Source organism: Streptomyces ovatisporus, assembly GCF_042653885.1.
Lineage (GTDB): Bacteria > Actinomycetota > Actinomycetes > Streptomycetales > Streptomycetaceae > Streptomyces > Streptomyces ovatisporus.
In genome coordinates, this window is record NZ_JBHSFH010000010.1 from 1 (window position 1) to 22,067 (window position 22,067).

Genomic DNA, 22,067 nt, shown 5'->3' on the forward strand with positions numbered 1-22,067 from the left:
CGCGGCAGCGGCGGCGGGCGCGGCGGGGAGGGCGGCCGGTGCGAGCGCGGCGGCAGCGGAACCGGCGAGGAGGCGTCTGCTGAAGCTGCGGCGGGCGAGGTTTCCGGGCTTCTGAGTCATCGGTCCCCCTGTCGGCGTCGGCCCGAACTGCCCTGCGGCGCCCAGGCGTTGAGGTGAGCCGAGAAGGACGGTAGCGGCGCCGGACGCGTTTATCCAGATCCAGGACAAAGTTCGTTGAATCCTGGTCATAGCTCTTGGCGTTCTGCCAAAAGAGGTCTAACTTCATCGTCGTTTCTGTGACTTAAGAGGGGTGGAGCAGTCATGCGGCTCGAACCGCATCAAATGCCCTCAGACCCACGAGGGTTGCGCACGTCACGGCGGAGATCCCGGCGGGGATGGCTCGCGGCGCTCCTGGCGGGGGCGGTCTCGGCCTCCCTGCTCGGCGGCTCCCCGGCCCTCGCGGGCACCGCACCCGATCCGTCCGTTCCGAAGCTCCAGCTCCCCAGTCCACCGGGCGGGGAGAACGTACGCGTACTGGTCTTCCACGGCTCCGCGGGCGAGGAGCCGCCGACCGTGGACGCCGGAATCGAGGCGATCGAGGAGATCGGCCGGAGCGGCCCCGCGGCGAAGCGCTTCACCATCACCGCGACCGGCGACCCGGCGGTCTTCGCCACCGAGAAGCTCGGCCGGTTCAACGCGGTGGTCTTCCTCAGCGGCGGCGGCGACGTGCTCGACCCGGCACAGGAAGCGGGCCTGGAGAGCTACATGGAGGCCGGCGGCGGCTTCCTGGGAGTCCACGACGCGGCACGGGCCGAGCCCTACTCGGAGTGGTTCAGCGGTCTCGTGGGCGCACGTCCCGCGGACGGCGCCCCCGGGAAGGTGCAGCGCGCCACCGTCGAGACCGGGGACCGCCGCAACCCGGCGACCAAGGACCTGCCCGTCGAGTGGAAGCGACCTGACAGGTGGCTGAACTGGGCCGAGAATCCCAGCGGTTCGGTGCACACCGTGGCCCGCGTACGGGAGAGCACCTACAGCCCCGGCGAAGGGGCCATGGGCTGGGACCACCCCGTCTCCTGGTGCCGTGACTACGACGGCGGCCGGTCCTTCTACACCGGGATGGGCGGCACGGCGGACAGCTATCAGGAAGCCGACTTCCGTACCCACCTCCGCGGCGCCCTGATGTGGACGACACGGCTGGCGCGTGCCGACTGCCAGGCGACCATCACCTCCAACTACAAGGCGGAACGCCTCACTTCACCCAACAAGCCCGGCGAGTCCGACCAGATCGGCGAACCGCACGGGCTGGCGACTGCCGAGGACGGACGCGTCTACTACATCGGACGCGGCGGCGGCGACGCCGAGGCCCCCGTCGTCACCGACTGGGAGAACCCGGAGATCGGCAAGGGCGAGGGCACCGTCCACGTTTGGGATCCGGCCACGGGCAAGGCCGCCGAGGTCGGTTCTCTGACGGTGTTCGGCAACAAGGGCGGCGGCGACGAACTCGTCAAGGTCGAGGAGGGGTTGCTGGGGATCGCCCTCGACCCGGGCTTCGCCTCCAACGGCTGGATGTACCTGCACTGGACCCCGCACTCGGAGCTGGACCGGGACAAGCACATGGCCCAGCGCCGGGTGTCCCGCTTCACCGTCGACGCACGGACGGGGAAGCTGGACGAGTCCTCCGAGAAGGTCCTGCTGGAGTGGCCCGTACAGGTGCACAGCTGCTGCCACGCGGGCGGCGGCATGGCCTTCGACTCGAAGCGCAACCTCTACATCGCCACGGGCGACAACAACTCCTCGCGGTTCAGCGAGGGTTACTCCGGCAACAATCCCGAGCCGGACTTCAAGGGCGTCTCCTTCGCCGACGCGCGGCGCACCGCCGGCAACACCAACAACCTCAACGGCAAGATCCTGCGCATCCACCCCGAGGACGACGGCACCTACACGCTGCCCGAAGGGAACCTCTTCACCGGCGAGGAGGACGACGAGGGCGGCGGCAAGACACGCGGTGAGATCTACGTGATGGGCGTGCGCAACCCGGCCCGGATCTCCGTCGACACCAGGACCGACGTCCTCCACGCGGGGTGGGTCGGCCCCGACGCGGGTGCGCCCAGCACCACTTGGGGACCTGCCAAGTACGACACGTTCGCCCGGATCACGAAGGCCGGCAACCACGGCTGGCCGTACTGCATGGGCAACAAGCAGCCCTACCGCGACCGCGGCCTTCCCGACCCGGAGAAGCCGCTGGGCTGGTACGACTGCGACCACCTGAAGAACGAGTCCCCCAACAACGACGGTCTGGTGAACATCCCTCCCGCCGAGGCCAACAACATCTGGTACTCGCCGCAGGGCGGCGGCCCCGACTACCCGCGCGACGAGAACGGCGTGCCCAGCTACGAGGAGGACGAGCAGAAGCTGCTGCTGCCCTGGCTCAAGGGCGGAGGCCAGGCCACGATGAACGGCCCGGTGTACCGCTTCGACGCCTCCACGGCGTCGAAGGAGAAATGGCCCGCCTACTGGGACGGCAAGTGGTTCGTCGGCGACTTCTACGACCAGGAGCAGCCCCGGCACGCCGTGGTGATGCCGGACGGCGACGAGCCGGGCGCGCTGCCCGTGCATGCCGAGAGCCTGCGCAGGATCATCCCCATCGGGGAGGACGGCATCCGCAACCTCATGGACTGGAAATTCGCTCCCGACGGTTCGCTCTACGTCCTCGACTACGGCCGCGGCTTCTTCACCTCGGACGACAAGTCCGCGCTGTGGCGCGTGAGTTACAAGGGCGGCAAGGCCACTCCCCGGCCGGGTGACGTGGTCGGAAAGGCGGCAGCCCGATGAGGACCTTCCGGACAGGCATCCCCGTGAGCGCATACGCCCGGAGAAGGCGCCGCGCACGCCGGGCCGTCCTGGCCCTGTGCTCGTCGCTGCTGATGGTGCTGGGGCTCACCTCCGCCCCGGCGCATGCGCAGCAGCCTCCCGCCGGAGGCGGCGCCCGCGCCGAGCAGGTGCTGAACTGGACCGCGGGCAACGACATCACGCGCTACACCTCGGCACCGGAGACAGCCGTGGCCGGGGCGGCGACGATCGTCTTCGAGAACAGTGAGGCGACCGGCAACACGACGTCCATGCCTCACACGTTGACGTTCGTCACCAGCGACCCCGACTACAACAGCGACGTGAACGTCAACATCCTCGCCAATCCCTCGGACGCGCAGGGCGGCAAGCACTCCGTCGAAGTCACCCTGACCCCCGGGACGTACAAGTACCACTGCACCATTCCCGGTCACGGCCAGATGCAGGGCACGTTCGTCGTCACCGACGGCGGCGGGGGCGAGGACACCACTCCGCCGGAGACGGCGGCGAAGGTCGAGGGCGACCAGAACGCCGACGGGGCGTACGTCGGCATGGCCACCGTCACCGTGACCGCCACCGACGAGGGCGGCAGCGGAGTCGACACGATCGAGTACGCCCTGGGCGACGGCGGCTACCAGGCGTACACCGAGCCGGTGATGGTGCACGAAGTCGGCGAGCACACCTTCCGCTACAGAGCCACCGACAAGGACGGCAACGTGGCGGAGGAGAAGACGGCGGAGTTCACCGTCGTCGCGCCGCCGACGGACGACACCACACCGCCGGAGACCTCCGCGACGGTGGACGGCGAACAGGACGCGGACGGCGCCTACATCGGCATGGCCACCGTCACCGTGACCGCCTCGGACGCGGGCTCGGGCGTCAACACCATCGAATTCGCCCTGGGAGACGGCGAGTTCCAGCCCTACACGGCACCGGTCATGGTGCACGAACCGGGCACGCACACCGTGCGCTACCGGGCCACGGACAAGGCCGGCAACGCCGCCGAGGCGAAATCGGCCGAGTTCACGGTCGTGGAACAACCCGAGGAGGACACCACTCCGCCGGAGACCACAGCGAAGACGGAGGGCAAGCAGAACTCCGACGGACACTACCTGGGCAAGGCGACCGTCACCCTGACCGCGAGCGACGAGGGCTCGGGCGTCGACAAGGTCGAATACTCCCTGGACGGCGGCCCGTTCCTCGCCTACGAGGACCCCGTCGTGGTCGACCGGGCCGGCCACCACAGCGTCGCTCACCGGGCCACCGACAAGGCGGGCAACACCTCGCAGGCGGTCTCGGAGTCGTTCGACGTGGTTCCCGGCGGAGGCGTCCCGGCCCCGGACTGCCCGGAGTACGACGAACGGCCGACCGTCTTCATCGGTGAGACCGACACCGGCGTGCCCAACCGCATGACGGGTGAACGCTGCACCGTCGGCGAGTTGATCGAGGACGAGAAGGACTGGTCCTCGCACGCCCTCTTCGTCAAGCACGTCACGGAGGTCACCGGCGCGCTGCTCGACGACAAGGTGCTCGACGCGCGGGAGCGCAGGCTGATCGTCCGTGCGGCGAAGAGTTCGGACATCGGCAGGCCGGGCCAGCAGGAGGGCTACAAGAAGCTGTTCGACGGGACGAAGGACTCCTTCGAGCAGTGGCAGCACGTGGGCGGCGGCGCCTTCGGTCTCAACGGCGACGGCTCCATGACCAGCAGCACCGAAGCCGAGGGCATGGGGATGCTGTGGTACCCCAAGCGCAAGTACGGCGACTACTCGCTGAAGCTGCAGTTCCGTGACGACGCCCCGGGTGACGGCAACGCCAACTCCGGCGTGTTCGCCCGCTTCCCGTACGTCCACGACAACCCGGAGGAGTCACGGCCCGAATGGGTCGCCATCAAGTACGGGCACGAGCTGCAGATCCTCGACCGGCCCGACGGCGACATGTACAAGACGGGCTCGGTGTACGGCTTCGACCGGGTGGGCCTCGGCGGTGCGGGCGTCACGCCCAAGGGCACCTGGAACGACTACGAGATCAAGGTCGTCGGCCAGCGCTACTCCGTTTACCGGAACGGAGAGCTGATCAACGAGTTCGACAACAAGGGCGGCCAGGTCTTCGAACCGCCCCGCGACGACGACCCGGGAACGGACGGACGGCGCTACGCCTCGGGCTACATCGGCCTCCAAGTGCACGGCGTCACCGACGTGATCTCCTACCGGGACGTACGGATCAAGGAGCTGTAGCGCGGCACCTCTTCGGGCCTCCGGGCCCGTGGCGGGCGGGGTCCGGCCGGAGTTCGGCCGGACCCCGCCGTGCTCCTCCGGCGCCGGGCGCCGCCACGCCGAGCGGAGATGATTCCGGGGCTTCTCCGATCCCGGTCCGGACCGGTGGACCCGGCATGCGCCGGGGCGCGCCCATGGACCTGTTGCGAAATGTGTGCGGCAGCGGGTGTGCCGTAGTACTCCTGAAGCGTCCGGAACCGTTCACACCTGGAGTCGTCGATGGCTGTTCGCCGTGTCATGCCCGTCATCCCGTCGGAAGCTCAGCAGGAGAGCCGGGATTTCTACGGCCTGCTGGGCTTCGAGGAGGTCATGAACCTCGGCTGGATCCTGACGATGGCGTCCCCGTCCACTCCAGCGGCGCAGGTCAGCTTCATGACGGGTGACAAGACCGCCCCTGTCTCCCCCGACATGAGCGTCGAGGTGGATGACGTGGACGCGGTCTACGCGGCCGTGCGGGACAGTGGTGCGGAGATCGTTCATCCCCTGCAGGACGAGGAGTGGGGTGTCCGGCGCTTCTTCGTCCGCGACCCCAACGGCCGGGTAGTGAACGTGCTGAGCCACCGCTGACATCGTTCCGCCCGGCCCCGGTGCGCGGCGCCGGGCGGGCCGGCCCGTCCATGCTCGGGCTCCCGCTTCCGCGGCCGAAATCGGATTGCTCCGAGCACGCGGCAGGAGCACCATTCCGAGGTGCGCTTCTCAGTGAACGTCCCGAATTTCGGCGACTTCTCCGACCCGAGAGCCGTGGCGAAGGTGGCCGCCGCGGCCGAAGAGGCAGGCTGGGACGGCCTGTTCGTATGGGACCACGTCCTGCACCGGCACCACCCGCTGCCGTTCGGCGACCCCTGGATGCTGTTGACGGCTGCCGCGCTGGCGACCACCCGGATCAGGCTGGGCACGCTCGTCACCCCCGTCGCCCGGCGTCGGCCTCAGCAACTCGCCCGTCAAGTGGCCACGTTGGACGCCCTCAGCGGCGGCCGGGTGATCTTCGGCGCGGGGCTGGGCGGCCCGGTCGAGGACGAGTACGGCAGCTTCGGCGAGACGACCGACCTTGTGGTCCTCGCCGAACGTCTGGACGAGGGCCTGGAGTTACTCCGCCGCTACTGGTCCGGCGAGGCGGTGACCCACGAGGGGCGGCACCATCAGGTCCGGGATGTGCGACTCCTGCCCGCCACGGTGCAGCGCCCCGCTCCCCCGGTCTGGGTCGGCGGCTTCTGGCCCAACCGCCCACCGATGCGGCGTGCGGCCAGGTGGGAGGGCGCGGTGCCGCTGTTCGCGTCCGCACGGCACGGCCGCGTACCTCCTGTCGAAGAAGTCCGCGAACTGGTCGCCTGCGTACGACGGCACCGCCCTGACGAAGCAGCGGAGAGGCCCTTCGACATCGTCCTCGGCGGGGCCACTCCCCCGGACCCGGCGAGGGCCCGCGATGCCGTCGGACCGCTGAGGGACGCGGGCGCGACGTGGTGGGACGAGAGGCAGTTGCAGGCGAGCGAGGACCTGCACAGCCTCGCGGCGGTACTGCGCCGCGTCCAGGCGGGCCCGCCGTCGCTCTGACCACCGAACCGTCAGGGTGGCCAGTACCGCCGCCCCCAGACGGTGCAGCGGGATCTCCAACTCATGGGAGATGTCCGGTCGGGGCGAGTCGACCGGACGAGCCGGACGATCCCGCCGAGTCGGGACGCGGCCTGCCCGTCGTGGCGGCGCTCGCCGTGCGCCGGGGCGTGGACTCCGCCGTCGTCCCGCAGAATTCCGTCCGGGCAGTCGTGCTCCTCCGGCGTCCACCTGCCACTCGCGACGGTGTCAGTCCCTCCGGACACACTGAGGCGTACGAGCCAGCGCCCCCTCCCGCTACTGAGAGCACCGATGATCACCACCCTCGCCGTCGAGAACTACCGTTCCCTCAGCCGTCTGGTCGTGCCGCTGGAGAGACTCAACGTGGTCACGGGCGCCAACGGCACCGGAAAGTCCAGCCTCTACCGTGCGCTGCGGCTGCTGGCCGACTCGGCACGGGGCGGTGCCGTGGCCGCGCTCGCCCGGGAGGGCGGGCTGCGCTCCACGCTGTGGGCCGGTGCGGAGAAGCCGGCGCAGGGCGCGGGCCGCAGCGGACCGGTCGGGCTGCGGCTCGGGTTCGCCGGGGACGACTTCGGATACGCCGTGGACTTCGGACATCCCGTACCGGCCGCGTCCTGCTTCGACCTCGACCCCGAGATCAAGCGCGAGTGCACCTGGGCGGGGCCGGTGCTGCGTCCGGCCGCGCTGCTCTCGGACCGCTCGGGACCGTCCGTACGAACTCGCACAGCGGACGGCGAGTGGCACCGCTCGGCGGGCGAACTCCGCCCCTACGACAGCATGTTGAGCGAGTTCGCCGATCCTCAGCTCGCGCCGGACCTGCTGCGGCTCCGGGAGCGCATCAGGTCGTGGCGGTTCTACGACCATGTGCGCACGGACGCGGACGCCCCGGCCCGCAGCGCTCAGATCGGCACCAGGACACCGGTGCTCGCACACGACGGCGCGGACCTGGCGGCGGCGCTGCAGACGATCCGGGAGACCGGCGACGCCGCGGCGCTGAACGCAGCGGTGGACGCCGCCTTCCCCGGCAGCAGTGTGGAGATCACCGGCCAGGGCGGCCGTTTCGAGGTGCAGTTGACGCAGCCCGGTCTGCTGCGGCCACTCGGCGCCGCCGAACTGTCCGACGGGACCTTGCGCTATCTGCTGTGGACGGCCGCGCTGCTCACGCCACGTCCCCCGGCGCTGCTCGTCCTCAACGAGCCGGAGGCCAGCCTCCACCCGGAGCTGCTGGCGCCGCTGGCCGGTCTGATCCTCACCGCCGCCCGGCACACCCAGGTCGTCGTGGTCACCCACGCCACCGAACTGGCCGACGAGTTGGAGCGCGGGGCGGGCCCTCACCGGCTCGGCGTGAACTCCGTGGAGCTCGTGAAGGACGCGTACGGACAGACTGAAGTGGCCGGTCGCGAGGGCCCGTTGGACCAGCCTCCGTGGCACTGGCCCAAGCGGTGAGAGGCTCCCTCAGAGTCGCCTCGCTCTGCGGTCTCGCCCGCAAGCCGTGACGTGTACGGGCCGGTTCCCCGAGAGGGCGGCCGGGGCCGGACGCCGCCAGGCACGGCTCAGCCACAGCCACAGCCGCGAGGTCACCAGCCGTTCTCGTGCAGCACCTCGTCGAGCGGTGTCCGCCGGGCGGGCTTGAAGGTCTCGCCCGTGTAGTGCGCCGTGGGGATCAGGGCGGCCTGGCGGACGTCGTCGGGAAGGTTCAGAACGCGGGCGGCCTCCGCCTCGTACGCGAGGTGCAGCGTCGTCCACGCGGTGCCGAGGCCGCGGGAGCGGGCGGCGAGCATGTAGCTCCACGCCGCCGGGAGCACGGACCCCCACACGCCTGCCTGGTTGCCCTCGGGCAGGTCGCCCGACGGGAGTTGGAGGCAGGGGATCACCAGCACGGGCACCTCGCCCATCCGGTCGGCGAGGTGGGCCACGCTGTCGTTGACACGGGCCTGGACCTGCGAACGGGCCGGGTCGTTCGCGTACAGGCGGCCCGCGGCGCCGGGCGAATCGAGGTAGGCGCGGCACGACTTCCGGTAGAGCGCGCCGATCTCACGCCGCTTCTCGGGGTCGGTGAGGACGAGCCAGTGCCAGCGCTGCGCGTTGGACCCGCTGGGAGCCTGGAGGGCGATCTCCAGGCACTCGCGGACGAGGGCCGGATCCACCGGGCGCGTCATGTCGAGGCGTTTGCGGACGCTGCGGGTGGTGGTCAGCAGCTCGTCGGGGGTCAGCTCGGGCACAGCGGGCTCCATCGGGTGTTGCGAACGGACGGTCTGCGGGCCGGACTTCACGGACGACGACCGTTCACGTCAGCGTCGACGGGCCGCGCGGCATTCCCGTCCGGCGGTCGCGGCCGGGGCGCGGCCACGCGTGCGGGTGGGGTCAGCGCAGCACGAGCAGAACGGCCAGTGCGACCAGCAGCGAGTCGATACGGTCCAGCAGACCTCCCGACCCGGGTATCCAGTTGCCCGCGTCCTTGCTCCGCGCGCCTCGCTTCACCATCGATTCGAGCAGGTCTCCCGCCGGACCGCCGACGGCGACGGCCACCGCGGCCGCCCAGTCGAAGCCGGAAAGGGCGACCAGTACGCCGAGCCCTGCCGCTGCCCCGGCCAGGGTTCCGCTCCACCGCTTGGCCGGCGACAGCGGTGAGAGGAGGGGACCGCCGAGATGCCGTCCGGCGAAGTACGCCGCGATGTCGCCGAGTGAGACAGCGACGAACAGGACGAGCGCCTGCGCTCCGAGCGGCACCATGCCCGCCAGCACACCGAGCCAGGCCAGCCCGAACAGGCCGCCGGCCGCGCGGTGCAGGCCGCCTTCCGCGTCACCGGCGACGAGCGGGACCGCGACCACCGCGAGTGCCGCGGCGGCGGCCACGCGCGGCAGCTGTTCCGGTGCCAGCCACGTCGCCAGCACTATTGCGGCGACGCCGGCTGCGATCGCCAGCCGGTCCGGAACGGGGAGCCCGAGCAGCCCGCCGTACTCCGGCACGGCGATCAGGGCTGCCAGCACGGCGAGAGCGGCGACGCCGGGCGGCCCCAGCCAGAACGCTCCCGTGACCAGGGGCACACCGACGGCCCAGGCGCACCACCGGTGCAGCAGCTCACGGCGCCGGGACACCGCCACGGCAACGCCGCTCACCAGCAAGGCCCCTCCCAGCCAGGGGAGGAGCGGAGCGACTGCGTTCACGGCAGGGGCCGTTCGGCGAGGACCGCGGCGCCGCCGGTCCCGTCGGCGGTCGGGGCCGGCAGCCGCGAGGCGGTCGTCCCGCGCTGCGGGCCGAGGACGTCGAGGGCGGCTTCGAAGGCAGCCACGATGCGCTCGTTCCCGGCCGGCTCCCGGACCGCGATGCGCACGGCGCGCCCTTCGTACTGCGGTGAGAGCGGCGAGAGGTCACGGAGGTAGACGTCGTGGCGGCGGCACTCCGCCACCACACGGGCGGCGCTGGGCCCGTGGGACGGCAGCGTCACGGTGAGGAAGTTGGCGACGCCCTCCTCCACCGTCAGCTCGCCGCCCAACCCGGCCAGGCCGTCGGCCAGTTCGCGGCGCAGCGTGTGCGTGCGCTCCCAGCACCCGGCGTAGTGGGAGGGGTCGCGGAGCGCCGCGACGGCGGCCAGCTGCGCGGGAAGGCCGACCTGCCACGGAGGTGTCCGCCTGCGGAGCTCCGCGGCGGTGCCGGGGTCCGCGACCAGGTAGGCGGCGCGCGCACCCGAGAGCGCGTACATCTTCGACAGCGAAGTGCACACGACCACCGGGGAGTTCTCCGCCGCGGCGAGACCGCTCAGGGACTCGCCGAGGCCGGCGTAGCCCAGGTACGCCTCGTCGATCCACCACCGGGTACGGGCAGGCGTGCCGGCGACGACCTCGGCGAGTCCGGCGGCCGGGGCGTGCCGGCCGGTGGGGTTGTTGGGGTTGACGACCACCACCAGGTCGTAGTCGCCGGAGCGGGTCAGGGAGGCGAGCCGGTCCATGTCGATGTGCCAGTCCCGGTCCCGGCGCAGCCGGAGCCTGTCCACCCGGCAGCCGGTCACCTTCCCGGTGACGTGGGCGTACTCGCCGTAGGCCGGGTCGAGCAGGAGGACCCTGCTGTCCCCGGTCAGCCAGTGGCCGAAGGCGCGGAAGATCAGGTCGGAGGAGCCGGCGCCGGCCACGAGACTCTCCACCGGAAGACTGCGGGCCTCGCTGATCTCCGCGAGCAGTCCCTCTGCTCCGGCGGGCGGGGACGTCCGGGCGGTCCAGGCGGGGTCCTCGGCGAGTACGGAGCACACGCCGGGAGCCGGAGGGAACCAGGCGTCGAGTACGTCCGCGGCGACGACCTCGTGGCGGCGGTGGAGGCTGCGGAAGCCGGTGCCGATGGCGGTGAACGAGGCACCGCCGTGCTGGCAGGCGTCCGGCGGGGTGGAGAAGGGCACGTCGAGACGCCAGTCGAGACGGGTGCGCATGCGCCGGAGGGTGTCGCCGTGTTCCTCCATGGCGGCTTCCGTGAGCTGCTCGACGTCTCCGGTGAGCACTTCGAACGTCAACGCGCCGCACTCCACGGTCCGTTCGACCTGGTGCAGGCCGGCGGAGAGGTACATGCCGAGGAGTTCGGTGCGCCCCATCGCCATCACGCGGCGTCCGCCCCGGGATGCCGCCCAGCGCAGAGCCGCGTACATGAGCAGCGGGCCGGCGGCCGTACCCCGCCATTCCGGTTCGACGGTGAGGATGCGGATCTCGAAGACGTCCTCGTCGGCGAGGAGGGGGAGTTCGCCGCGGTCGAGGTACTTCTCGAGTCCGTAGCGGCCCGCCCAGGGAGGGGTGATGCTGATGAAGCCGATGCGGACCGGCCCCCGCGCCGCCACCAGGTAGACGTTGTCGCCGTCCAGTTCGTCGCTCAGGCGTCCCGTCGGGTGTGAAGGGTGCTGGCCCAGCTCCTGTGCGTACACGCGGTGGCGCAGCTCGTGGATCCAGTCGCGGTCCTCGAGGGTGGCCTCCCGCAGTTGCAGGGTCCGGTCCATGGCGCACCTCTTCCGGGGCGGGGTCGCTGTCGTGCCGGCTGGTCCGGGCTCGTCGGGACAGAGTGCGGGACCGGTTCTCCACGCGCCTGAGTAGGAGTACTCAGAACGCCCTGCCTTCGTCGCAGGAACCCCCTGGTGAGGGGCGGGACGGTCCCGTGTGCCGCCGATTCCGGGAACCGCGCCACTTGTCCGTGCGGACTGTACATGATTCAGTGGCTCATCCACTGAGTCACTGAGAGGGAGAGGCCGACGTGGAGACTCTGCCCCGCGAGACGATCGTCGACGTACTGGAGAACAAGCTGCGCGAGGAGATCCTCGCCGGGAACCATCCCGCCGGCAGCTACCTCCCGCCGGAGCGCGAACTGGCGGACGGTTACGGCGTCACCCGCACCACGCTCAAGCACGCCTTCGGCAGGCTCGTGCAGTCCGGCCTGCTGGAGACACGGCACGGAGTGGGCACGCGCGTACGCGACTTCGTCCGGTTCGGCGGCGCCGACCTGCTGCCCATGCTGGTACGGCACAGCCCCGACTGGCTGGGCGAGATCTTCGAAGTCCGGCGCAGCATCGGCGCGTTGATCGCCGAGCGGGCCGCGATGAAGGCCACGCGCGAACAACGCGCGGAACTGAGGTCGCTGCTGGCAGCCGTCGGCGACGCGGAGGACGGCGGCGACGCCCAGCTGGCGGACATCGAGGTGCACCGGGCTCTGGCGCGCGCGACCGGCAACCGCGTCTACACGCTGCTCACCAACACCCTCTTCAACGCCTACGTACCGATGCGTGCCCATCTCGTCGCCCCCTTCAGGGATCCGGAGGTGGCGCACGCCCGTCTGGAGCCGGTCGTCTCCGCGGTGGACGCGGGCGACGCGGGGGCCGCGAAGAAGGCCGCCGACGCATATCTGGCAGCCACCGAGCGCATCATGCTCGACGCCCTCGGGATCGCCTGATGGGGGCCCGGGGAACGACCTTCTCGGAAGTCATGACCGGCTCCGTGCAGTTGGCCGGAGAGAGCGAGGCGCGGCCCGTCCGGCTGGACCTGGCCGTGCGGGCGGACGAAGTGCTGCGTCCGCTGGGAACGACCGAAGGCCGGCTCACGGGCCGGGTGCGGGTCGCGGGGTGGGCCGACGACACCGGAATGCTGGGCGAGCTGGAGATCTCACCGGTCGCACGGCGCCGCATCCGCTACCGGATCGGCTTCTCCGCCGGAGGGCGTCGCTGCACGCTCGACGGCTGGAAGTCGATATCGCCCGGGCGTCCGGTCAAGTCGATGACGGTGCTGCCGTTCGTGCTGCTGGAGGACGGCGAGCAGATCGGCAAGGGCACGCTGCGCTTCCCCGTCGCGACTCAACTGCTGCCGTTCCTCGGCAGTTTCCGCTTCCCGCGCCTCAGCGGTCCGACGCCCGGCGCGGACCCCGGGGGTCTGCTGCCGCCGCGCTGGGACGGCGCCGCCGGACGTACGGAGGTCTGGTACACGACGGTGACCGACCCGAAGAGCGGCACGGGGCTGTGGCTCCACCACGAACTGGTCGCGCCCTCGGACGGCTCCGAGGCGTACGCCCACGGCTGGGTGGCGCAGTTCCCCGGCGACGGCGAAGGTCCGGTGCGGCACGCACGGTTCGGTCCCGAGCCCTGGAAGCCGCCGCGCGACCGGGCTGCCGCCCGTGAGGACGGGACGGAACGCAGCGGCTTCACCGCCGGCGGCATCGAGGCGGTACCCGGCCGGCTGCGGGGCTCCGCGGGCGCGTTCAGCTGGGACCTGGCGGAACAGGCGGGCGACGAACCGCTGTTCACCTTCCCGCGCTGGTCGTGGCGGCGTCCGCTGCTGCCGGCCGCTCAGATCGTCCCCGCGCCCCAGGGCTCGTACAGCGGCACCTTCACCTACGAGGGCGGCGAGTTGCAGCTCGCGGACGCACCGGGCGCGACGGCCAGGATCTACGGGCACGGCAACGCTCGCCGCTGGGCCTGGCTCCACGCGCACCTGGGCGGCGGCGACGTGCTGGAGATCGTGGCGGCCGTCTCCATGCGTCCCGTGCTGCGCAGGCTGCCGCCGCTGGTCTTCCTCCGGCTGCGCAAGGGCGGCCGCACGTGGCCGCGGCGGGTCGAGCGCGCCGCCGTCGGGTGGGCGGGCGTAGGCCGTTTCCGCGCGGACATCGGCCTGCCCGTCTGGAACGTCACCGGACGGTCCGGGATGCGCCGCATCAAGGTCGTGGTCACCCAGCCCGAGGAGCGCACCCTCGCCCTGGACTACACCGACCCCGACGGCAGCGGCGCCGTGTGCCGCAACAGCGAGACGGCCGACGCGCACATCCTGCTGGAGCGCTGGTGGGGCCGCTGGCGCAAGGAGGCCGAGTGGTTCCTGGACGGTACGGCACACGCGGAGGTCGGCGACCGATGAGCTATCGACTGGACGGTCTGGTGGGCGCGTTGCTCGCCGACGACGGCAGCGAGGCGTGGCCCGGCGCCGTGCCGCGGCGCGTGGAGAACGTGCTCGAATCGATGCCGAGGGCGGCCCGCGCCGGGGTACGGGCGGCGGCAGCCGCCGTCGACGCCTACGCGACGGTGCGGACCGGGCGGGGAATGAGCAGGCTCACCCCGGAGGAGCGGGAGGCAGTGCTCTCCTCACTCGCCGCACGGCCCTCGCTGCTGCCGGTGCTGGACGCGCTGAAAGTGCCGGTGATGCTCGCGGCCGGTACGGAACGGATGCTTCACAAGGAGCCGGCCGTCCGCCCAGTGCTCGCACCGCCCGCCGATCCGCCGCTGGACTGCGTGCCGTCCGCCGAGTGGCCGGACCGTGCCACCGCCGACGCGGTCGTCATCGGGTCGGGGGCGGGCGGTGCCGTCGCCGCGCGCACCCTCGCCCGGGCCGGTATGCGCGTCCTCGTACTGGAGGAGGGACGCCACCACACCACCGCGGACTTCGGGCGGCGGACCCCGCTCGACAGGTTCGCCGAGCTCTACCGCGACGGCGGCGGCACGATCGCGCTGGGCAACCCGCCCGTGGTGCTGCCCGTGGGACGGGCCGTCGGCGGTACCACGGTCGTCAACTCCGGTACGTGCTACCGCACTCCGGACCATGTGCTCGGCCGGTGGCGGGACACGTACGGGCTGCCGCTCGCCGACGCGGACGCCTTCGGCGACTGCCTCGACGAGGTCGAACGCACCCTCCAGGTCGCCACTCAGCCCTTGGACGTCCTCGGGCGCAACGGCCGCACCGCGCTGCTCGGTGCGGAGCGGCTGGGCTGGCAGGCCGGTCCGCTGCGCCGCAACGCGCCCGGCTGCAAGGGCTCCTGCCAGTGCGTGGTCGGCTGTCCCACGGGAGCGAAGCAGAGCGTCCAGCTGTCGGTGCTGCCCGACGCGTGCAGTGCCGGTGCCCGCATCGTCACCGGGGCGTACGTGCAGCGCATCCTCGTCGAACGGGACCGGCCGGGCGGCCCTCAGGCGTGCGGCGTCGCCGTACGGCGGCCGGACGGCAGCAGCTTCGAGATCCTCAGCCCGCTGGTGGTCGTGGCGGCCGGCGCGCTCAACTCTCCGCCACTGCTGCGACGTTCGGGCCTCGGCGGCCATCCGCGGCTGGGCCGGAACCTGGCTGTCCACCCCGCCGCCAGTGTCGCGGGCCGCTTCGCGGAACCGGTGACCGCCTGGCAGGGCGTGCTGCAGAGCGTCGGCGTGGAGGAGCTGCACAGCGACGGCATCCTCATCGAGGCGACGGCCGGACCGCCCGGCATGGGGTCGTTCGTCCTGCCCGGCGTCGGCCGGGACCTGCGCAGCGAGCTGGACGGCGCGAAGTCCCTGGCGACGGTCGGCGCGATGATCGCCGATCTTCCGTCGGGCAGGGTGCTGGGGGCCCGGCGCTCACTGCTGCGCTACGACCTGGCCCCCCGTGACGGCCGCAGGCTGATGCGCGCGGTGGGGGCGATGGGCGAGCTGCTCTTCGCCGCCGGCGCCGAGGAGGTCCTCACCGGCATCGCGGCAGCCCCCCGGGCGCGCTCGCTGTCCGAACTGAAGGAGAAGCTCAGCGGCTTGAGTGCGCGTCAGCTCCATCTGTCGGCGTTCCATCCGACGGGGACGGTCGCACTCGGTGCCGATCCGCAGACGGCGCCCGCGGACGTGCGGGGCAGACTGCGCGGCGTACGCGGGGTGCTCGTCGCAGACGGTTCGGCGCTGCCCAGCTGCCCGGAAGTCAATCCCCAACTGACCATCATGGCGACCGCGTTGGCTGTTGCGAAAGCGTCAGTCTAAGCCGAATCAACGGCACCCGGTGCCGTTTTGACCCCGAACGTGCATGACCTGCCTGGAGGTTGGCAGTATGGAATTGTGCACGGTGCCGTGACGATACGGGGAGAATGATGAAGAAGAAGAGACTGGCGGTGCGTCTCGCCGCTCCCGCCGCCATAGCCGTGGCCGCCATAGCGATACCGTCGCTGGGCGGAACGGCACAGGCGGGGGCGATCTGCGCCGTGGTCCACGACGGCACCCCGCGCTACGCCGAGGACAGCGTGGAGAGCAAGGTTCTCGGAACGATGAAGTCGGGACAGGAAGTGGCCGCCACCGGGCCGTTCGACATGTGGCAGGTCTCACGCGCGGACAACGGCGAATTCCTCGGCTACATGCGCCAGGCCGACCTCAGCTGCAGCGGCGGCTGACACTCTTCTTCGCGTGCGCGCCCCGGCCGGGCGGTGAGCGGACCGGCCGGTCCCGAGGACCCGGGCAGCCCCGTCGAACCCCCGCCGCCGGCCGGCACTCGCGCTGCCGGGCCCGGCGAGCCGGCACCTCCGGGCACGCCCCACCCGCAGGAGCGGACGGGATTCCGCCCCTACTGCGCTGCGACGTCCGCGAGTTGGGCCACACCGCTGCGCGGCGAGGTGAGCACCGGGACCCCCGGTCCGCCCCCGGGGAGGGTACCGACGGCGGCGGCCATCGATGCCTGGGCAAGTACCAGGACGTCGTGCGAAGGCGCCATCCGCCTCACCTCCTCGGCGATCAGGCGGTCGTGCTCCTCCCCCTCCCCTGCCTGGCGCGCGTCGTACGCACCCGGGCAGGTCGTCGTGGTCACGGTGGCCCGGACGCCTCCGGCAGCGGCATGACGGCGAATCAGCTCGGCCGTCGGGACGAGGGTGGACTCCAGGGTGGCCAGCACGCAGATGCGCGGCCCCCGGCGTACGGCCTCGGCGGCCATCGGTTCGTCCACACGCAGCACGGGAATCCCCGTCAGCGCCCGCACGGCCTCCGCCGCGGGGCCGATCGAGGAGCAGGTGACGAGCACGGCGTCCGCTCCCGCCGCTTCGGCGTGCGTGACGTAGGCCGCCAACCGGGCGGTGGTACGGGGCAGTCGGCCGTGTCTGACGGTGTCCGCCAGGAGGCTCTCGTCGACGACGTGGTAGGCGCGTACATGCGGCGCCTCCTCCCGCAGCAGCGGTTCGAAGGATGCGGGGAGCGCGGCGACCGTGTGCAGGATGCACACTCTCGGGCGGGGGCCTCCGGCCGTCCCCGCGTCCGTCGTGTCATCCGTCGTCATGCCGGTCCCTCCTCGTCCGCGGCGCCCGGCGTACCCGCGCCCGCAGCTGCGGCAGGGGCGTGCCACCAGGGCCTTCCGTGGGTGTCGACCGTCTCTCCGAGACGCCGCAGCCGTTCCAGGCACCGCCCGCGGAGCTGGGCGTCCCGGTCGTGGGCGTCGAGCGCGTCGGTCCACAGGGCACGGCCGGCGAGAAAGCCGGAAGCACCCGCCCGGCAGGCCCCCTCGACCGCACGGGGGAAGTCAGGCGGCGCGACGCCCTGGGAGAGCACCACCCAGGGCACGTCGACCACGCGGTCGATCCGCTCCGCCTGCGCGGCCGTCTCGGCCACGGTTCCCGTCCCGCCGTCCGGGACCTGGCACTTGTAGAGCGACGGCTGCAGCGGTGCCAGTTCCCGCGCGGCCTCCACGATGGCGTCGTTCAGCCGGAAGGTGTTCGCGCCCTCCTCCTCGCGGGTGGGGCGCGCCACGGGTTCGAGGACGGAGGCGAGACCGGCGTTGCTGCACAACTCGACGAACCGGGCGGCGAGTTCGACACGCCGCTCGCGGTGGGAGTCGCTGCGCCAGATGACGAGGAGCTTCAGTCCGCGGGTTCCTTCGGCGGCGGCCGCTGCCGGTTCGGCACTCTCGTCCAGGCACGTGTCCTCGACGGGTCCGCCGGGCTGCTGGTCGAGGATGTCGACGGCGAGGATCGGTGCGCACGATCCGGGCAGCACCGCCGCGTCCATCAGCGCGCGGTAGCCGTAGTCGCGGTCGATGAGCAGCGCGGACGCGGCGGGGCCCAGGCTCCGGGCGACCGCGAGCTTGAAGTCGGTGAGCGCGGAGTCGGGTACGGCCGCTCCCGCACCGCCCGCTCCCCCGCGCCCGACCGCTGCCCCGGTGAGGCGCGCCGCCATCATCGTCCGCAGTGAGTCGCGCTGGTCCATGGCGACCATGGCGAAGGTGCCGGAGGGCCGGGCGAGCGCCGCGGGGACGGGGGAACCGCCCGCCAGCCGCCCGGGGGCGGCCGGCGGAGGCGGGGAGGCTGGAGCGGAGGGCGGGGGTTCGGCGGGCGGCATGGCCTTCTCCTCAGTCGGTACGGCTTGTCCGGGACGGTCAGTTGCCGGGGGACGGCAGCAGGACGTGCGGCAGGAAGCGCTCCCGGTAGGCGGTCCGGTGTGCGGCGGCGTTGGATCCGTCGACGTGCAGCGTTCTGCTCGGCGGCCTGATACCGGCGGGGTCCAGGCCGATGGCCGCGCCGCCCCAGGCGGCGGCGCCCAGGCAGGGGGCTTCGGCCTCGGTGCACACCTCCGTGGTCCAGGGGCTCACGGCGGCTTTCAGCGCCGTCCAAGTGCGCTGTCGTGTCGACCCGCCGACCAGGGTGACCGTCTGGGGGGTGGTGCCGGCCAGCTCGGCCTGAACCTCCGCCATCCAGCGTGCGTGGTAGGCGGCGCCCTCCAGCAGGGCCAGTGCGAGGTCCGCGGGTCCGTGCCGGGAGGCCATCCCGTGCACGGCGAGCCGGGCGGCGGGATCGGGACGGGGAGCGCTGCGTCCTTGCAGGTAGGGCTCCACCGTGATGCCGGTGGGCCGCGCCGGCAACCCCGTCCCCTCCGCGCCGTCCTGCTCGACGAGACGGGCGAAGTCCCGGTAGCGGACGGTCAGTTCGTCCGGCGAGGGCGCGGACGGGGCGTCCGGCCCGGCCGCGCCCGCCGTGCGGTCCCCGGAATGCGCCCGGCCGTTGGCGGCTGCGGCTGCCCCCTCCCGGCCCACCGGGTAGAGGAAGCGGTCGCAGAACCACTCGACCAGTGCCCCGGAGGTCGACATCCCGGCGAGCGTGACCCAGTGGGTTCCGTCGACGTGACGGCCCCACGACATGCCTTCGGCAGCGGCGGCGGCCAGGTCCGGCGGCGTGTCCGAGACGGTGAGGACGGCCTCGGCCGTTCCCATGGAGTCGGCCGCCCGGCCCGCTCCGCGTGCCCCGCTGATCCAGGCGCCGACGAGGTGGTCGTGGCCGGCGACGACGACGTGCGCCCCCGCCCGCAGACCGAGACTGCGGGCGACCGCTCTGGTGACGGCGCCGACAGGGCGCCCAGGGGCATGGACGTGAGGCATGTGTGCCGGTGTCAGTCCGGCCTCGGCGAGCAGTTCGGCGTTCCAGCGGCCGGACTCCGTGCCCGACCCGTGTTCCCAGGCCATCGTGCGCTGCGCGAAGGTGACTTCGGTGCCGACCCGTCCCGTCAGCGACCTGGCGACGAGGTCCGCGGCCCCGGCCCACTGCCGCATGCGGTTCAGGCGCTCCGGGTGGTGCTCGCTGAGCCAGCACCAGCGCGCCAGTGGGACCTTGGCACTGGGGAGCACTCCGGTACGGGCGTGCAGCTCCGCCGTGCCGTGAAGACGTGCGAGGCGCTCGGCATGCGGCGCGGGAGCCGGGTCGGACCATGCCAGTACGGGGCCGATGGGTGCTCCGTGGCGGTCGAGCGGCACGCCTGTCTCGGCCATGCCGGTCAGGCCGATGGTGTCCGGTGCCCGTCCGGCCGCGCGTACGCAGTCGGTGAGGGCACCCAGCGCGGCGCTGGTCAACTCAGCTGCGTCGTAGGTGAGTTGATCCGAACTGCGGGGAGTCGGACGCTGGGCGCGGGCCACGACGCCGCCGGTGGGTGTGCACAGCAGGGCCTTGCAGTGGGTGCTGCCGATGTCGATGCCCGCGAGGAGTGGCTGCCGGGATCTTCCGGCCGGACGGGCGGTTCTGGCTGCGGTTGCCTGCTCCCCGTCTCTCCCCCCGCCCCTTCCCGTCCCCGTCCCCGTGGTGTTGCCTGTGCCCGCCGTCGTCGCACCGGTGGCCGCGTTCATGTCGCTGGTCATGACACCTCCTCCCCGTCCTTACCCGCGCGACCGCTTGCTGTTACCGCGACTTCCGCCACTGCGCCCGGAACCCCGGCCCGGCCACACCCGCTTCCACCGGGACGTCCTATGGCATTGCGGGCACCTCGCCGCTGCGGGTCACGCGGGCGTACAGAGGCCGCTGTCCTTGACCGTCCGGCGCTGGGTCTCCCTGTCGAGGTGCACGAGGCCGAAGCGCGGCCGGTAGCCCATCGCCCACTCGAAGTTGTCGATGAGCGACCAGTGGTAGTAGCCCTCGACGGGCACTCCGGCCTCCAACGCCCGGCGAGCGGCGAGCGGACGACCGTGGAGGAAGCGGACGCGGCGCTCGTCGTGCACGGCGCCGTCGGGTGTGGGACCGTCGTCCAAGATGCCGCCGGTCTCGGTGATCACCAGTGGGGCTCCGGGGAATTCCTCAACCGCACGGGCAGCGCGGTGAGTTCGTCGGAGAACGATCTCCCGGCCGAGGTCGCGCGGGGCACTATGGGCCTGCCCCGTTCGACCTTCCAGGGCCACGGCCCGCCCCCCGCTCGTCCACGGCACCGAGGATGCGGCGGGTGCAGCAGTCGACCCCGTCCCGTCAACCGCCGAAGGCGTGCTCAGCCGCGGTGACCGCCCTCACCGGGTCGAAGCCGCCAGGTCACGTCGATGCCCCCTTCACCGGGGGCGCTCGGCCCTCCCTGCACCGGCGCCCGGCCCACCTCGGTGAATCCGAGACGGCGGGGAACAGCCGCGCTGGCGGCGTTGGCAGCATCGTGGTGGATCTCCACACGATCGGTTCCCCGCAGTTCGAACGCCCAGCGGACGAGCGCCGCAACCGACATCGTGGCCAGGCCCTGCCCGGTCCACGCGGGGTGGAGCCAGTAGCCGATGTCCAGCCCGCCGGGGCCGATCCGGCGCATCAGCCCACAGCTGCCGGTCACCTGACCGTCCCGGACGACGGCGTACTCGTAGGCCTCGCCGTTTCGCCATGCCTCCTCACTGCGGGCCAGGAACGCGGCGGTCCCCGCCAGGTCCTGTCCGGAGGCCCAGGGCATCCAGGGAGCGAGATGCTCGCGGGACTCGCTGATGATCGCGTACAGGCCGGCGGCGTCGTCCACGCGCAGGCGACGCAGTTCTGCCTGCCCGGAAAACCCGCTCTCAGGTGGCTGGTCCATGCGCAGATGCTGGACCAGGAGGGCCGGGGAACGCCACACGATTACGGCGGCGCGCGCGGAGTGGACCAGGCGGCCGAGGCCGACTGCGCCGTCCGGCCCGTACGACGTGACTCGCGTGCCCGGCACCTCCGCCCCACCCCCGGCCGCCCCACCCCCGGACGGCGCAGCCCCGGACGGCGCAGCCCCGGGCCGCCGGGGGTGGCGCAGGAGCCGGGCCCCCGGGGGTGGCGCAGAAGCCGGGGCCCCCGGGCCGGGGCTGCCGGGCCGGGGCTGTCCGGTCGCAGACTAGACCGCGGAGGGCGGGGTCCAGTCCGGGCGCCGGCCGCCGAGGCCGACGGCCCGGTCGAGCAGCGGAGCGTCCGGCGGGACCTCGACGACCGGCCCGAAGATCGAATCGCGCATCTCCTGCCCGGCCGACTCCGAGAGCATCTCGACAGAGACGCGCAGGCTGCCGGGGTCGCCCGTGTAGGGCTGCCCCGTCGCACGCGCCAAGTCCCACCCGTGCAGCACCAGTTCGTTGAGGGCCACCGTCCCCGCGACGGCGCCGGGGAGTTCCACGCCGCCGGCCCGCGTCTCGCCCTCCCACGCGTCCTCGCTGCGCCAGGCGGCCGCGAGCTCGTCCAGCTGCACCGCGAGCCGGCTGCGCCAGTCGGCGGGCAGCCGGGGGGCGGCATCCCCCGGGTCGGTGTCCGTCGTGGGGCCCAGCTCCTTCCGCGCGGCGTCACGGAAGGCGGCGGTCAGGCCCAGGAAGTGAGCGAGCAGGTCGGCCACCGTGTAGGACTCGCAGGGCGTGGGGGAGCCGAGCTGCCCGTCCGAGACGCCGTCGAGCAGCGTCTTCACGTGGCGGGCCTGCGGCCCTAGATCGATCATGGTCGTC

At 72.3% G+C, this 22,067-nt stretch carries 18 protein-coding genes; 9 read left to right on the forward strand and 9 right to left on the reverse strand.

Annotated elements, in window-relative coordinates; translation table 11 throughout:
- The first annotated feature begins 321 nt into the window (after positions 1-321).
- From ACFPA8_RS17750 to ACFPA8_RS17770, 5 genes are all read left to right on the forward strand, one after another.
- Positions 322-2,832 carry a ThuA domain-containing protein gene (locus ACFPA8_RS17750; protein ID WP_386449598.1) on the forward strand — a complete coding sequence of 837 codons (2,511 nt, stop codon included), beginning with the start codon at positions 322-324 and terminating at the stop codon, positions 2,830-2,832.
- Positions 2,829-5,081, forward strand: a complete 2,253-nt coding sequence (locus tag ACFPA8_RS17755; RefSeq protein ID WP_386449600.1) for an OmpL47-type beta-barrel domain-containing protein — start codon at positions 2,829-2,831, stop codon at positions 5,079-5,081. The genes ACFPA8_RS17750 and ACFPA8_RS17755 overlap by 4 nt, the downstream gene beginning before the upstream one ends.
- A gap of 258 nt (positions 5,082-5,339) precedes the next feature.
- Positions 5,340-5,687, forward strand: a complete 348-nt coding sequence (locus ACFPA8_RS17760) for a VOC family protein (protein ID WP_386449602.1) — start codon at positions 5,340-5,342, stop codon at positions 5,685-5,687.
- 120 nt (positions 5,688-5,807) lie between these two features.
- Entirely contained in the window at positions 5,808-6,671 is an 864-nt protein-coding gene (locus tag ACFPA8_RS17765; RefSeq protein WP_386449604.1) for an LLM class flavin-dependent oxidoreductase, read from the forward strand.
- Between the two features lie 309 nt (positions 6,672-6,980).
- On the forward strand, positions 6,981-8,135 hold the full coding sequence (locus tag ACFPA8_RS17770) for an AAA family ATPase (protein ID WP_386449606.1): 1,155 nt from the start codon (positions 6,981-6,983) through the stop codon (positions 8,133-8,135).
- Positions 8,136-8,266: 131 nt separating this feature from the next.
- On the opposite strand, the gene ACFPA8_RS17775 is transcribed toward ACFPA8_RS17770, so the two are convergent.
- From ACFPA8_RS17775 to ACFPA8_RS17785, 3 genes are all read right to left on the reverse strand, one after another.
- On the reverse strand, positions 8,267-8,911 hold the full coding sequence (locus ACFPA8_RS17775) for a nitroreductase family protein (protein WP_386449608.1): 645 nt from the start codon (positions 8,909-8,911) through the stop codon (positions 8,267-8,269).
- A gap of 142 nt (positions 8,912-9,053) precedes the next feature.
- Entirely contained in the window at positions 9,054-9,857 is an 804-nt protein-coding gene (locus tag ACFPA8_RS17780; protein WP_386449609.1) for a phosphatidate cytidylyltransferase, read from the reverse strand.
- The gene (locus ACFPA8_RS17785; protein WP_386449611.1) at positions 9,854-11,665 is read right to left on the reverse strand and encodes an aminotransferase class I/II-fold pyridoxal phosphate-dependent enzyme; all 1,812 of its coding nucleotides are present in this window, start codon (positions 11,663-11,665) and stop codon (positions 9,854-9,856) included. Before ACFPA8_RS17785 ends, ACFPA8_RS17780 begins: the two co-directional genes overlap by 4 nt.
- Positions 11,666-11,916: 251 nt before the next feature.
- Here ACFPA8_RS17785 and ACFPA8_RS17790 point away from each other — a divergent pair, with 251 nt between their 5' ends.
- The 4 genes from ACFPA8_RS17790 to ACFPA8_RS17805 all read left to right on the forward strand — a co-directional run bounded on the left by ACFPA8_RS17790 (position 11,917) and on the right by ACFPA8_RS17805 (position 16,305).
- The gene (locus tag ACFPA8_RS17790) at positions 11,917-12,609 is read left to right on the forward strand and encodes a FadR/GntR family transcriptional regulator (protein ID WP_386449612.1); all 693 of its coding nucleotides are present in this window, start codon (positions 11,917-11,919) and stop codon (positions 12,607-12,609) included.
- A gap of 32 nt (positions 12,610-12,641) precedes the next feature.
- Positions 12,642-14,057, forward strand: coding sequence for a hypothetical protein (locus ACFPA8_RS17795; protein ID WP_386449614.1), 1,416 nt, complete (start codon positions 12,642-12,644; stop codon positions 14,055-14,057).
- Positions 14,054-15,901: a GMC family oxidoreductase gene (locus ACFPA8_RS17800; protein ID WP_386449616.1), complete on the forward strand. Its 1,848-nt coding sequence runs from the start codon at positions 14,054-14,056 to the stop codon at positions 15,899-15,901. The genes ACFPA8_RS17795 and ACFPA8_RS17800 overlap by 4 nt, the downstream gene beginning before the upstream one ends.
- A 107-nt stretch (positions 15,902-16,008) precedes the next feature.
- On the forward strand, positions 16,009-16,305 hold the full coding sequence (locus ACFPA8_RS17805; protein WP_386449617.1) for a hypothetical protein: 297 nt from the start codon (positions 16,009-16,011) through the stop codon (positions 16,303-16,305).
- A gap of 170 nt (positions 16,306-16,475) precedes the next feature.
- Here ACFPA8_RS17805 and ACFPA8_RS17810 read toward each other — a convergent pair whose 3' ends face one another.
- The 6 genes from ACFPA8_RS17810 to ACFPA8_RS17835 all read right to left on the reverse strand — a co-directional run bounded on the left by ACFPA8_RS17810 (position 16,476) and on the right by ACFPA8_RS17835 (position 22,060).
- On the reverse strand, positions 16,476-17,177 hold the full coding sequence (locus tag ACFPA8_RS17810) for an aspartate/glutamate racemase family protein (protein WP_386449619.1): 702 nt from the start codon (positions 17,175-17,177) through the stop codon (positions 16,476-16,478).
- A complete protein-coding gene (locus ACFPA8_RS17815; RefSeq protein ID WP_386449621.1) occupies positions 17,174-18,232 on the reverse strand; it encodes a hypothetical protein in 1,059 nt (352 codons plus the stop codon). The genes ACFPA8_RS17810 and ACFPA8_RS17815 overlap by 4 nt, the downstream gene beginning before the upstream one ends.
- 37 nt (positions 18,233-18,269) lie before the next feature.
- Positions 18,270-20,015, reverse strand: coding sequence for an FGGY-family carbohydrate kinase (locus ACFPA8_RS17820; protein WP_386449623.1), 1,746 nt, complete (start codon positions 20,013-20,015; stop codon positions 18,270-18,272).
- Positions 20,016-20,153: 138 nt separating this feature from the next.
- A complete protein-coding gene (locus tag ACFPA8_RS17825) occupies positions 20,154-20,576 on the reverse strand; it encodes a family 1 glycosylhydrolase (protein WP_386449625.1) in 423 nt (140 codons plus the stop codon).
- Positions 20,577-20,632: 56 nt separating this feature from the next.
- A complete protein-coding gene (locus ACFPA8_RS17830; RefSeq protein ID WP_386449627.1) occupies positions 20,633-21,190 on the reverse strand; it encodes a GNAT family N-acetyltransferase in 558 nt (185 codons plus the stop codon).
- Positions 21,191-21,475: 285 nt separating this feature from the next.
- Positions 21,476-22,060, reverse strand: coding sequence for a TIGR03086 family metal-binding protein (locus ACFPA8_RS17835; RefSeq protein ID WP_386450426.1), 585 nt, complete (start codon positions 22,058-22,060; stop codon positions 21,476-21,478).
- Between the last annotated feature and the right edge of the window lie 7 nt (positions 22,061-22,067).

Coding starts and splice junctions, on each gene's coding strand:
- ACFPA8_RS17750 (WP_386449598.1), top strand. CDS start 322: ATGCGGCTCGAACCGCATCAAATGCCCTCAGACCCACGAGGGTTGCGC.
- ACFPA8_RS17755 (WP_386449600.1), top strand. CDS start 2,829: ATGAGGACCTTCCGGACAGGCATCCCCGTGAGCGCATACGCCCGGAGA.
- ACFPA8_RS17760 (WP_386449602.1), top strand. CDS start 5,340: ATGGCTGTTCGCCGTGTCATGCCCGTCATCCCGTCGGAAGCTCAGCAG.
- ACFPA8_RS17770 (WP_386449606.1), top strand. CDS start 6,981: ATGATCACCACCCTCGCCGTCGAGAACTACCGTTCCCTCAGCCGTCTG.
- ACFPA8_RS17785 (WP_386449611.1), bottom strand. CDS start 11,665: ATGGACCGGACCCTGCAACTGCGGGAGGCCACCCTCGAGGACCGCGAC.
- ACFPA8_RS17795 (WP_386449614.1), top strand. CDS start 12,642: ATGACCGGCTCCGTGCAGTTGGCCGGAGAGAGCGAGGCGCGGCCCGTC.
- ACFPA8_RS17800 (WP_386449616.1), top strand. CDS start 14,054: ATGAGCTATCGACTGGACGGTCTGGTGGGCGCGTTGCTCGCCGACGAC.
- ACFPA8_RS17805 (WP_386449617.1), top strand. CDS start 16,009: ATGAAGAAGAAGAGACTGGCGGTGCGTCTCGCCGCTCCCGCCGCCATA.
- ACFPA8_RS17810 (WP_386449619.1), bottom strand. CDS start 17,177: ATGACGACGGATGACACGACGGACGCGGGGACGGCCGGAGGCCCCCGC.
- ACFPA8_RS17815 (WP_386449621.1), bottom strand. CDS start 18,232: ATGCCGCCCGCCGAACCCCCGCCCTCCGCTCCAGCCTCCCCGCCTCCG.
- ACFPA8_RS17820 (WP_386449623.1), bottom strand. CDS start 20,015: ATGACCAGCGACATGAACGCGGCCACCGGTGCGACGACGGCGGGCACA.
- ACFPA8_RS17830 (WP_386449627.1), bottom strand. CDS start 21,190: ATGGACCAGCCACCTGAGAGCGGGTTTTCCGGGCAGGCAGAACTGCGT.
- ACFPA8_RS17835 (WP_386450426.1), bottom strand. CDS start 22,060: ATGATCGATCTAGGGCCGCAGGCCCGCCACGTGAAGACGCTGCTCGAC.